The organism is Paenibacillus pini JCM 16418 (assembly GCF_000576305.1).
Lineage (GTDB): Bacteria > Bacillota > Bacilli > Paenibacillales > Paenibacillaceae > Paenibacillus_AQ > Paenibacillus_AQ pini.
The window spans coordinates 305,932-318,722 of record NZ_BAVZ01000004.1 but is presented as its reverse complement, the minus strand read 5'-3'; the positions used below and the strand labels follow the sequence as shown (position 1 = coordinate 318,722).

Here is a 12,791-nt window from a genome sequence, read left to right as displayed (position 1 = left end):
GGGCGACTCGAATTTGTACATACAACAAATAGTTACTAGCTTTGTGGCCTCAGCTGCATTCGGAATGATCTTTAACGCCCCGAGGAAAGCGCTTCTGCAATGTGGATTTGCTGGAATGGTAGGCTGGATACTTTATATCTGGTTACAGGAAATGCAGGTGGTACGAATAACGGCTACCGTTGTTGCGGCATTTATTGTAACGATGGTAAGTCATATCTTCGCTAAAAAATATCGCACACCGATCATTGTCTTCAGCGTATCGGGTATCATTCCACTTGTTCCTGGGGGATTAGCTTATGATGCTATGCGTAAGGCTGTCCAAAACCAATACGATCAAGCTGTTCAATTGGGTGCGGAGGCATTTATGATTTCAGGAGCGATCGCGCTAGGCCTATTACTTGCTGAAGTGACGAATCAGATTACACGTAAAATAGCACGGCCAAGAAAACCTGAAAAAGAGCAGTAATATAGTTAGATCATACGAAGTTAAAATCTAACATGAAACATCTTGCCTTATCGGAGGTAGGCGTTTTTGCGAAGAAGTGAGGTATATCATATGAGCAAAAACTTTGTGGTTGTCTTGGCACCGGATTCTTTTAAAGAAAGCATGACGGCTAAACAGGTTTGCGAAGCCATGGAACGTGGCATTCATCTCATTGATCCGGATGTAACATGTGTTCATGTGCCTATGGCAGATGGAGGGGAAGGCACGATGCAATCCCTTGTGGATGCAACGGGTGGACGAGTGTATTTCTTGAAAGTCAAAGGACCTCTCGGAACGGAAGTTGAGGCTTCATACGGTATAACTGGAGATGGCGAAACTGGAATTCTTGAGATGGCATCGGCTAGCGGGATTGAGCTGGTACCTGCTAATCTGAGGAATCCGCTGCTAACGACGACTTATGGTACAGGTCAGCTCATTAAAGGTTGCCTTGATCATGGGGTGAAGAAGTTATTCATTGGGATCGGAGGCAGCGCTACGAATGATGGCGGTGCTGGAGTTGTTCAGGCACTTGGCGGTAAGTTATTGGATAAGCATGGTGAAGAGCTAGGTTTCGGTGGAGGAGAACTGGATCGGCTAGCGAGTATCGATTTGACTGATTTGGATAAACGGCTTCAAACCGTGAAGGTAGAGGTAGCTTGTGATGTGACAAATCCGCTATTTGGCGAGAAGGGAGCATCTTTCGTATTCGGACCACAGAAAGGTGCAACGCCAAGCATGGTCGAATGTCTGGACAGCAATCTTCGTCACTATGCCTCGATTATTAAATCTCAATTCAATCAGGATATCGCGGAAATGCCTGGGGCAGGCGCTGCAGGTGGTTTAGGTGCAGGGCTGATGGTATTTATGAATGGTGTGCTCAAGAAAGGCATCGATTTAGTCATCGAATATACTGGACTAGAAGACAAGATAGAATATGCTGATATGGTATGGACGGGAGAAGGAAGCATTGATTTCCAGACTCAATATGGTAAAACCCCGCTAGGAGTAGCCAAGATTGCGAAGAAATATAACAAGCCCGTTGTCGTTCTAGCAGGAAGAATCGATGGTCAAATGGAAAGGCTGTATGATCAAGGTATCGACTCGATCTTTAGTATTCTACCAGGTGCTTGTACATTGGAGGAAGCGTTAGCCAAAGGCGAGGAAAACATGGAAAGAACAGCCGAGAATGTCATGAGACTTATAAAATCGGTCAGAGTATAGTGAAGTTATAATGGAATGATTTCCATATAAAAAGAGACTCTTCCAGATTGTTGGAGAGTCTCTTTTTGTATAATTAAAACGGTAATCAATTAATTATTTGATGCCGATCCGCATACGGTAGCTAAACAGGATTTGTAGTGTCCGCCCTTGAAAATGATCTGAAACTTGATCGCAGAAACGCTGAATATCCGCATCTAGCACACCTGTACCCATTTTCAATACGGTTTGGACACCACCCTGACTTATCGCAAGTCCGCTATATCGCTGTGCATCGCAATCTTCAACATTGTGGAATACGATTTCCTTCGTAAAGCGGAATTCTCCGCTTTGCCTAAGATTAGTCAGATGCTGCCCTTTGTCGTTCTTAACAGCATGCTCTTCTGAATCGGCTACTTCTGCAATAATATTGTCGGCTTTGTTCGTAAGCTCCATATATGCCTGTTCAAGTTCCCAATTTAGTGTGGGAGGCCAGTCACAATCATATGCAGCGAATATTCCATCAGGACGTAATATCCGTGATACTTCTTTCAGCGTGCTAACAGGCTCCATCCAGTGAAAGGATTGAGAACAGGTTACGATGTCAGCAGAGGCTGATTCCAGATCCAATTGATTCGAATAACCAGAGATGAAAGATACGTTGCTCCGAGTTGTATCATCAAACAGCTTGCGCTCCGCTTTTCCACGCATATCATCATTAGGCTCGACACCGATAATCTGATCAGCATGATCTTTCCAAATCATCGTGGACAGGCCTGTTCCACAGCCTATATCCACTACAAGCGAAGGGGTTCGTCCCAAGTATCCTGTCAGTATGTCGATAATAAGCGCTGGGGCTTCAGGACGATAGCGGTCATAGGTATCTTCGAAGCCGGAGAAGCGTTCCACATTGCTTAAACGATTGCCATCGGGGACATGATTCATACGCTAGCCCGCTGTTCAAATCGCTTAACGATTTCAACAATGACTGCAACAGACTTCAACATATGATCGACGGACACGAACTCGAATTTACCGTGGAAATTTTCTCCCCCTGTAAAAATATTCGGCGTAGGAAGTCCCATGTAAGACAGCTGTGAACCGTCGGTTCCACCGCGAATCGGTTTCATAATGGGTTTAATGCCTAGACTTTCCATAGCTTCATAAGCAATGTCTACAATTTCTTTAACGGGCTCTATTTTCTCCCGCATGTTGTAGTACTGGTCTCTGATCTCAATCTCTAATCGTTCATGACCATATTTTGCTCGAAGTTCTTCGACTATTCTAGTCATATTGGCTTTCTTAGCATTAAATTCTTCTTTATCAAAATCACGGATAATATAATACATCTTCGTAAGCTCGGTATCTCCATTCAGAGATAGCAGGTGATAGAAGCCTTCATATCCATCCGTCAGTTCAGGTGCTTGCTCGGCAGGAAGCATGGAACCCAGCTCCATTGCGATTTTAATCGCGTTAACCATCTTACCTTTCGCTGTACCCGGATGCACATTGGTCCCTTTAATCGTTATCTTAGCACTAGCAGCATTAAAGCTTTCGTATTCTAGCTCTCCTAGTGGGCCGCCATCAATGGTATAGGCATACTTAGCGCCAAAAGCTGCGACATCAAATTTGTCTGGGCCTCTGCCAATTTCCTCGTCGGGGGTAAATGCCACTCTAATTTTACCATGCTTCATTTCTGGATGGGCCAGAAGATATACCATCGCAGTCATAATTTCAGCGATACCGGCTTTATTATCTGCGCCTAGCAATGTAGTACCATCCGTGGTAATTAGAGTCTGTCCCTTATACCCACTGAGTTCAGGAAACTTATCAACAGAAAGAACAACCTTAAGCTGTTCATTTAGAACGATATCTTTCCCATCATAATCTTCAACGACCTGTGGGTTGACGCCTGCCCCGGTAAAATCGGTAGCGGTATCTAAATGAGCTAGAAACCCAATTGTCGGCACGTCTTTATCCGTATTCGAAGGCAAGGTAGCCATGACGTATCCGTTCTGATCCATGGTCACTTCCTGCATGCCAATCGCATTTAGTTCTTCAACAAGCATATGAGCTAGTGTCAGTTGACCAGGTGTGGTTGGACAAGTTTCACTTTCCTCATTAGACTGTGTTTCTACTTGTGCATAGGAGATAAACCGTTCAATAATCTCTTGCTTCATCTATTTCAGCTCCCTGTTGTTAGGTTTATTTATGCTTATAATATCATGGACCAGGAACAAATTCACAATTTGAATCATTCAATCTATCTATTGACTCTAACGTTACGTTATTCCTTATAGTGAATGTGAAAGGAGGAAAACAATCATCATGATGGTTAAAGAAGTTGCGAAAATTGCAGGAATAAGTGTCCGGACACTCCATCACTATGATGATATTGGACTTCTTCGTCCTGAGAAAATAACGGCTGCGGGGTATCGAATATACTCAGACGATGATCTTTCCAAGCTACAGCAAATTTTATTTTTTCGAGAGCTTGCTTTTCCATTAAAGGAGATCAAACAGATTCTAAGTAGTCTTTCGTACGATCAATGGGAAGTGATGGAGCTTCACCGTAATATGCTTCTTGCGAAGCGGGCGAGGATGGATCAAATGATTGAAACATTGGAGAAAACGATGAGAAGCTACAAAGGAGAGATTGAGATGAATAATGAGGAGAAGTTTGTAGGATTTGATTTTAACAACAATGGATATGAAAAGGAGGCTCGTGAACGGTGGGGGAATCAAGCAGTTGATGAATGGAATGCCAGCAAAAACACGAAATCAGAGGACGGGCAGACAGAACTGTCAGAAAGTATGAACGTAATCTATCGGAAGCTGGCCTCACTGCGTCATGAATCACCGTCATCTGAAGCTTCACAAGCAGTAATCAAAGAATGGTTTGTTTTTCTGAATCGAATTGGCAACTATTCAGTGGAGTCTTTTAAGGGACTGGGTCAAATATACGTGGAGGATGAACGGTTTACACGCAATATTGACAAGTTTGGGGAAGGGCTGTCCATCTATATGAGAGATGCTATGGAAGTGTTTGTAGACTCGGCAGTTAAATGATATATGTCATAATTGAATTTAATAATGTTAATTATCTATTAACCTTCAAATAATATGTACCGAACATACCTCCCTTAAAATATATAGTGCATAGAATGACAAATGTATATGAAAAGGGAGATGTTAGTTACATTGAACAGGAGAGGCAAGATAAGTCGTAGTGTTTCGATTCTAATGTTGAGCAGCATGATGCTGAGCGCCGTGACACCCGTAGGTTTTGCTGCAGGAACAAATGTCACGGAGCTCAATATTACACCTGTAGAAGATGGGTTAGAAACCCAGAATGAAACACCATCCCCGTCAAAGAAACCACAAGTAAATAATGTAGAACAGATGCAAATCCGTCATATTCCATTGAATAGGGTACCAGAACATCAGGATTTTACGGTTAATGCTATGATTAGCGGTGTCAATCAACCCTGGACGGGTCTTCTTAAGTATTCTATGGATGGTCACGAAGAAAAAACGATTCCATTCGTACCACAAGTTCAAGGAAATCAGTCCGATAACTACATCGCTACCATTCCGGGTGATGAGATGACGGGAAAGGAAATAAGCTATACGATTGAGGCGTTGGACGAGCAGTCCAAGCTGATACAGTCTGCTACATATACAGTAGGTATCGAAGCTAATCAAGCTATTCTGGAAAAAGCAATCATAGGGCCAGCTCCGAAGCTACTTATTACAGAGATGGTTCCAGACACAACCAATGTTCCTAGTAAGACAACGGATGCATATGAATTCGTTGAAGTCTATAACAATACCGATCAAGATTTGAATTTTAAGGATTTCTCATTCTTTTATAACAATAAAGATACTTGGACACCCGTTATAGATAAAGACATGATGATACCTGCCCATCAATCGGTTGTATTCTGGATTATGAACGGCGACAACAATCTAATCACGAGCGATGACTTTAACAAGAACTACCCTGGGTCTAAACTTGTGGAAGGACAGAACCTATTCCGCATGAATGGTGGAGGAGGAATGGCAAATGGTAGCCCAAGAAATCTAACGATTAAAGACAAGACGGGAAATACCATTGTATCTGCAGACTATGTGGCAGCTCAGGTTAAGGCGAATCAGGGAATATTCTTCAAGCATCCAGCCGCAGGTAACACAGCGATGGTGGCCATGAGTAATTCAGGGTTGTCGCCTGCGACACCAGGCGTGACTGATCCAGAGCAGCTAATTCCTGTCGTGGTCGATCCAGGTAATAAGACGGAAATTACACATTCACCTGCTATTTCAGTAGAGGTTAAGGACCTAGATATTACAGCACATGTGGTGAATCCCGGCACGAAACCTGATGGAACCAAGAATCCCGTAACGTTATTGTACAAAACGCCTTCACAGCTCAGATATACGATGGCAACGATGGTTGATACAAAAAATACAGGAGATTATACAGCTACGATTCCTGCGGCTGCTCTTGCTGAATCCACTATCCATTACCGTATTCAAGTGCAAGGCACCGAGGAAACGTATTCTACCCAAGTCAATGTACCTGTATTTAATGCAGCGACAGCGCCAGTGCTGCTAGTGACGGAAGTTGTTCCGAATACAACCAATGTAGCGGCTACCTCTTCAGATGCCTACGAATATATTGAGGTATACAATAATACGGATCAACCGATTCATTTTAAAAACTACAAGCTATATTATCGTTATCCTGACAAAGGAGCTTCAGCAGATGTCGAATGGCCTACTACGAAGGATAATTTTATAATTCCTGCTAAGCAAACTGTTGTTTTATGGATTAAGAACAGTGTGAACGCATCCTATACAACGAATGATTTCAACACATTCTACAAAACTAATTTAGTAGAGGACCAAACTTTATTTACGATTCAAAGTGATGGGATGGCGAATTCCGGTAGACGGGCGCTTGTGATTAAAACAAACACAGGTAAAGAAATATCCTCAGCCTATTACGATGCAGATACCTATATGAGGGAGGGACAAATGACGAGACCAAAGAAGACAAAGCTATTGTTTACGCTTATCCGGTAAATGGAAGCTCGGTTATGCTTAAGGCAAGCTCAGGTACGCAAACGCCAACTCCAGGCACGGTTACTAACTCGCAAGTGCCAACTGAACCTGTGCAAGTGGAGCTGGATGATGTACCCCCAACCATTACAGATATCACGGCAGTTAAGGAAATAGATCAGTTCAAAAGTCTAGAATTGAAGGCAGATGCTAAGGATGACCGTGCAGTTAGATCGGTTGAGGTCTATGTCCGTTCTGATAAACAAGCGGATTATGTAAAGCATAATCTTTCAGAAGACTTCAATGATACGATGTATCACTATAAAATTTCTTCTGCAGACTTAATTGGGCGCAAATACATTGAATACTATTTTGTAGTATCGGATGGAATGAACGAGACAACATCTGAGGTTGTGAAGATAGCCATAACAGGTGGACCGGATCGATCCCCTCTTAGGCTCAATGTGAAAGATAATGAGATTTTAAAAGGAACCAACACCATTAAAGCTTCTGCTCAGAGTGTAGGCATGGATGCATTGAAGTTAAGTATTGATGGTAAACAGCTTGCCGATGTAGAAACCTTCTCTGAGCTTGAAAATGATGCATATTTCGTATTCGATGCGACGAATGTGGATTACTATTTTAAAAATGCCGTTACGATGGGACCGCCAGCTGATGAAGATAAAACAATTCTTTATACGTTTATGGATCCTATTACGTCATACACTACATTATCTTTCCCAATTCGTGCAGATCGTCTCAAGACCGGAAATGATAATGTGATTTATATCCGTGCTGGATCCAAGACTTCACCTTTCGATAAGCGTCCAGAAGAAAATAAGGATGATTTCGAAATTAAAAATGTGAGATTGCTGCTTGCAGATGGTACCGAAATCTGGGACCAAGCCTATGCAGAACGTGAGAAGCAGATCAAAATGGGTGACTCTGCTGGTAAAGCTGAATCCATCGGTTTCCGATTTGACCTTAAAGCAGAGCATGTAGGCTCCAAAGCTTATTCATGGGATACTAAAACTGCTACAGATGGACCCCATCAGATAACCGTAACCAGTGCAGATAAAGAGTTTACTTCTAAAGTGATTGTGGATAATACAGCCCCTTCAATTAAGCCGACCATCGAGAATGGTAAGGAATATCGTGGAGCGATTACGCTAGATGCAATCATTAAAGATACGTATGCAGGGTTAGATAAAGTTGAAGTTAAATTAGATGATAAGACAATTGTATTTCCATATACAACATCATCCGGTCAAATGACTGGAGGAGCGCACAAGCTTTACATCAAAGCGACAGATAAAGTAGGAAATACGTCAGAGGCACATGTGAATTTTAACGTTCCTGATGAGAATCCACTTCAACCACAGCTCATTAGTCCAACACAAGGACAAAAGGATGTTGGCAGTAACGCAAAGCTTACAGTGAAGGTTCAGGATCCAACCAATGACCTCATGAACGTATTATTTTATAAAGGATATAAATATGATGGTAATCGTGCGGAAGGCTTCACGGGTTACAAAAGTGCATCGGTAACAGAGCCTCCGAAGGAAATGGTTCCAGCAGGTGAGGAGGTATTAACTCCTGAGGATTATAAGAAGATTAGTGCTGTAGATGGAGACTATCTTGTTAATGAATCTGTGGAGAAATTCCCCTACCAGCGTTTCGAAGTCAAATTAGATCCATCGGTTAAAGCAACAGATCAAGTTGAGATTAACTGGAAGGGTAAATCATTAGAAGGCCGTAAGGTGAGCTTGTATGCTTGGAGTCCTTCTTTACAAAAGTGGAACCAGCTTGATCATGTCATTGCGGGCATAACTGATTTTGAATTACATGCAGTCGTGAAGTCAGGTGACTATGCGTCCGGGCAGATGATTCAGGTCATGGTACAAGATGAAATTGCTGCGCAAGCGGCTTCATCTGGTTCCAAACCGACCCCAGAAACCGATGACCCATATGATTTCTCTTTCGTATGGATGTCTGATACGCAGTATTACTCTCAGAGTTATCCGAAGATTTATCAAGAAATTGTAAACTGGATCGTGGCCCAAAAAGAAAAGATGAACATCAAATATGTAATCCATACAGGTGATGTCGTGGATAAATCATATCAGGAGTACCAATGGCTTGAAGCGACAAGGATATGAAGGTGCTTGAAGATGCTGAAATTCCATATGGAGTACTCGCAGGTAACCATGACGTAGGTCATCAGGATAATGACTATACCAAGTTCCAGCAATATTTCGGCGAAGATCGTTTTAAGAACAATTCCACATTTGCTGGTTCATATGATAACAATCGTGGACACTATGATTTGGTATCCTCGAACGGAAATGATTTTATTATCGTCTATATGGGATGGGGACTTGGGGATACAGAAATCGACTGGATGAATGAGGTTGTTGCCAAATATCCAGAGCGTAAAGCGATCTTAGCGTTACATGAATATATGCTCGTATCGAATAACCGGGCACCGATTGCAGATAAAATATTTGAAAAGGTAGTGAAACCAAATAAAAATGTCATTGCAGCGTTGTCGGGTCATTATCATGATGCGCAGCTCAAAGTAGACGAGCTAGACGATAACGGTGACGGAGCACCCGATCGTAAAGTATTCCAAATGCTTGCAGACTACCAAGGTGCTCCTGAGGGTGGACTTGGATATATTCGTCTGATGCAGTTCGACATGAAGAACAATAAAATTCATATGAAGACATACTCACCTTATTTGGATGACTACAACTTCTATGATCCACAAGCTCAACCAGGTAAAGACGAATTCACGTTAGATCTTGATCTAGCGCCGAAGACGAAGCAAGTCGCAACCGATTATATTGGAGTAAACGTGTATACAGATCAATTAATCGGATCAAATACGAAGGTTCAGAGTGGAACTCAAACGACTGTGAACTGGACAAATCTAATTCCAAACACGTACCAGCAGTGGTATACCAAAGCAGAAGATCAGAATAGTGGTAGTACCAAGTCAGACATTTGGGGCTTCTATACTGGTGCTACGGGCGACGGAGGACATCCAGAAGTACCTGGCGGTGGAGGTAATACAGGTGGAGGAAGTGGAAACGGTGGTGGAAGTGGTAGTGGTGGTTCAACGAATTCAGGAAACCAAGGAACCGGAACAACTACATCATCAGTGAAACCAGTACCGCCCGCCACAACAGCACCGGTTCAAGGGGAAATCATTCTTACCCCATCGGCCGATGGGCGTTATCAAGCAGATTTGGCTGCCTTAGATCAGGCAATTACAGAAACTACAAATGGTAAAATTATTATTCGATTAGATTATAAAAATACTTCAGGTACTGCTTCTGTCATTCAGCTACCAGCTGCAAGTATTCAAAAAGCGAAGAACAACAATGTGTCGATCATTATCGTTGCACCGGATGTAACATTGACGCTGTCCGCGGCTTCATTGCCCGATCAACTTCAAGATTCAGATTATATTGTGCTTCGGATGGATACGACGATGAATGCATCGATGCAAAATGCCATCAATCAGACCATTGCTAATCATAGAGAGTATACCTTGTCTGGGCTTGTCTACACGCTAAGTATGGTGAAGGTCAAAGGCAAAACTGAGACGGAAATCCATGATTTCAAAGGGCCAATAACGGTAGAAAGATCTTTACCTACTGTCATGAAAAATTCCAAGAATATTGATTATGCAGGCGTATATTCCTTGAATGGGTCGAAACCTGAATATATGGGTGGAACGTTTATTGGAGATACGGTAACGTTTACGACAAATCATTTCTCATCCTTTGCGGTACTTGAATATCATAAGCAGTTTGCGGATGTTACTGGAAGCTGGGCTGAAGAGTACATTAGCAAGCTTACAGCGAAGCATATTATTCAAGGAATGGATGATAATCATTTTGGTCCGAAGTTAAATGTGACAAGAGCTGATTTTGTAACGTTAGCAGTGCGAGCATTGGAACCAGATCAGCAGGCTATGGGAGATTCATTCTCTGATGTGCCAGCGAATGCATATTATGCTGATGCAATTGCCAAAGCTTCTAAGCTTGGATGGATTCAAGGAAACGGAGGGGAATTCCGTCCTAAGGATACCATCAGTCGTGAAGAAGCTTCCGTGATCCTGATCAAAATGGCTGATGATCTGAGGAAATCAAGCGGCGCGACTTCATCCCAAGCCGTATTCAAAGATATGAATCAAGTATCTATATGGGCTAAGGAAGCTGTATCTAAAGCAAATACACTTGGACTTATCCATGGTAAAGGAAATAACGTATTTGATCCAAAAGGAAGCGTAACACGTGAAGAGGTTGCGAAAATGATGTATGTGCTACTGCATAAATAAAAAAGTTCTATAAGTTGAATGGGAGTCTGGTGGGATTAACTCACCAGACTTTTTATTTTGGAAAATTTAAGATCTTAAGGTGAAATTAATGGTAAAATTTATAGTATTAGCGTGTTGATATAATAAAGGAGTGGGATTTGCATGATTAGAGTTATCATGGGCTGGATTTTTATCTTTGTAGCAATCTTTGTGTTTGTATTGCGCTATGTAATTGCTGCTATGATCATGTCGGGCGCACAAGGATGGAACAGTGTGATATATGATGACATTCTCAGCTACACGGGTAAACCTTTATTCATAAGTACTATCGTATTCCTGATTATAGGCATTATTTTAGTGTGTAAGGAATGGATTTATAATCAATTTATCGATATAAATCACAAATGGAATGAGTACGAGTCAGAAGCAAACTTAAATTCAGACCTAAGTGAAGAATCTAAAACTAAGCCTGAATAACTTGGTGCCAGATGCCTTTCCAGTTCTTTTTTACAATACGTTCTTTGTAAATTTTCATTCTCTCATCGGAACGCTCGAAGTAGGGTGAAGGTCTAATCACCATATGGAGTACGTCCTCTATGTCACATGGGGCTGCCAAGATCACTTGGTTTGCAGCATCTAATGTAAGTCCAAGTGCAGTTGCAGTCTCTGGGAATTTGGAAATCGCGTCTACTGAGGATAAGTAAGGCGGAATTTGATTGACGAGATGCATTCTGGCTTCATTTTTAACAGACCAAGGGATGTGAGGGTTAATCTCTCTTAGTTTTTGCTCTAGCTGCTTCTCCACTTGTTCATCGATATGATGTGGATCGTAATAAATGACATCTACATCGGGTAAGGGGGTTCTCTCTTCAAAATGATGTAATACATCCCACAGTTTAGAGCGTACGAAGCCTGCACATACCCACCAGTCTGGCAGATTTAAGGTTTGGGCTGCATAGAGGATATCCATCATCCATTGATCTTCGCGTACGAGCTGGATAATATCTTCCTGATTGTTGATATTCAAGATCATCTCTCCCCTTGTTTATTATAGAATTGAAAAGAAGACATTCATTAGTTTAACATATCTGATCCCGACCGGTATGCGGTACATCGTAACTAGACTAAAGATAATTACTACTGTCCTTAGTGGACGCAGCATAAGCTAGAGACAATATAGAAGGAGTTATGACACAAATGGAATCATTATTTGTATACAATTGGCAAGTTAGAGACGAGTGGTTTAAAGTATGTGGCGAGCTAAGTGAACAGCAGTTGAGACAGGAACGAATTGGAGGCGTAGGATCGATTCTGAATACTTTTTTTCATATCGTGGATGTGGAATCCAGCTGGATTAGAGAGATCGAAGGATTGGAAGATCTAGAGCCATCTCTCGAAGCTCATATGACATTAGATGATGTAAAGGCATTATCGGATCAATATCGAGTAACGCTCAAAGAAATTCTACTCCAGTCAACAGCAAAGAATGAAGATCGCATCGTCAAAGTATCATGGCAAGAGGAATCTTATTCCTATGGTGAAGTGCTGCGGCATGTCATTGCCCATGAGATTCATCACATCGGACAGCTATCTGTGTGGGCAAAAGAGATAGGGATTGAGCGGGTATCTGCGAACTTTATCGGGCGTGGTTTGTCTTGCTAAATTGTTAGTATGTATTTAATTTCCAGTGCACTATTCTTGACTTTTAACCGAAATTTCGAT

11 protein-coding genes are annotated in these 12,791 nt (G+C 42.0%); 8 read left to right on the top strand and 3 right to left on the bottom strand.

Annotated features, from left to right (window positions below; all coding sequences use genetic code 11):
* Positions 1-13: 13 nt before the first annotated feature.
* Both JCM16418_RS08640 and JCM16418_RS08635 read left to right on the top strand, forming a co-directional pair.
* The gene (locus tag JCM16418_RS08640; protein WP_036647673.1) at positions 14-466 is read left to right on the top strand and encodes a threonine/serine exporter family protein; all 453 of its coding nucleotides are present in this window, start codon (positions 14-16) and stop codon (positions 464-466) included.
* 90 nt (positions 467-556) lie between these two features.
* Entirely contained in the window at positions 557-1,705 is a 1,149-nt protein-coding gene (locus JCM16418_RS08635) for a glycerate kinase family protein (RefSeq protein ID WP_036647836.1), read from the top strand.
* Positions 1,706-1,798: 93 nt separating this feature from the next.
* On the opposite strand, the gene JCM16418_RS08630 is transcribed toward JCM16418_RS08635, so the two are convergent.
* Together JCM16418_RS08630 and pepT are read right to left on the bottom strand one after the other, a co-directional pair.
* Complete coding sequence (locus tag JCM16418_RS08630; protein ID WP_036647671.1) at positions 1,799-2,626, bottom strand: class I SAM-dependent methyltransferase; 828 nt, start codon at positions 2,624-2,626, stop codon at positions 1,799-1,801.
* Entirely contained in the window at positions 2,623-3,861 is a 1,239-nt protein-coding gene (gene pepT / locus JCM16418_RS08625; RefSeq protein ID WP_036647668.1) for a peptidase T, read from the bottom strand. The genes JCM16418_RS08630 and pepT overlap by 4 nt, the downstream gene beginning before the upstream one ends.
* A gap of 142 nt (positions 3,862-4,003) precedes the next feature.
* Between pepT and JCM16418_RS08620 the strand changes: the two genes are divergently transcribed.
* From JCM16418_RS08620 to JCM16418_RS23645, 5 genes are all read left to right on the top strand, one after another.
* On the top strand, positions 4,004-4,750 hold the full coding sequence (locus tag JCM16418_RS08620; protein ID WP_036647665.1) for a MerR family transcriptional regulator: 747 nt from the start codon (positions 4,004-4,006) through the stop codon (positions 4,748-4,750).
* A 132-nt stretch (positions 4,751-4,882) separates the two neighbouring features.
* Complete coding sequence (locus JCM16418_RS23660) at positions 4,883-6,766, top strand: lamin tail domain-containing protein (RefSeq protein ID WP_158442421.1); 1,884 nt, start codon at positions 4,883-4,885, stop codon at positions 6,764-6,766.
* Positions 6,767-6,780: 14 nt separating this feature from the next.
* Positions 6,781-8,901, top strand: a complete 2,121-nt coding sequence (locus tag JCM16418_RS23655) for a metallophosphoesterase family protein (RefSeq protein WP_052020141.1) — start codon at positions 6,781-6,783, stop codon at positions 8,899-8,901.
* The gene (locus tag JCM16418_RS23650; protein WP_052020140.1) at positions 8,898-11,090 is read left to right on the top strand and encodes an S-layer homology domain-containing protein; all 2,193 of its coding nucleotides are present in this window, start codon (positions 8,898-8,900) and stop codon (positions 11,088-11,090) included. The genes JCM16418_RS23655 and JCM16418_RS23650 overlap by 4 nt, the downstream gene beginning before the upstream one ends.
* A 141-nt stretch (positions 11,091-11,231) precedes the next feature.
* Positions 11,232-11,546, top strand: a complete 315-nt coding sequence (locus tag JCM16418_RS23645) for a hypothetical protein (RefSeq protein WP_052020139.1) — start codon at positions 11,232-11,234, stop codon at positions 11,544-11,546.
* Here JCM16418_RS23645 and JCM16418_RS08605 read toward each other — a convergent pair.
* Positions 11,533-12,096: a nucleotidyltransferase family protein gene (locus tag JCM16418_RS08605; protein ID WP_036647663.1), complete on the bottom strand. Its 564-nt coding sequence runs from the start codon at positions 12,094-12,096 to the stop codon at positions 11,533-11,535. The two genes, JCM16418_RS23645 and JCM16418_RS08605, sit on opposite strands and share 14 nt — an antisense overlap.
* 170 nt (positions 12,097-12,266) lie before the next feature.
* Here JCM16418_RS08605 and JCM16418_RS08600 point away from each other — a divergent pair, with 170 nt between their 5' ends.
* Positions 12,267-12,731 (top strand): DinB family protein, encoded by a 465-nt coding sequence (locus JCM16418_RS08600; protein WP_036647661.1) that lies wholly within the window; start codon positions 12,267-12,269, stop codon positions 12,729-12,731.
* Positions 12,732-12,791 lie beyond the last annotated feature (60 nt).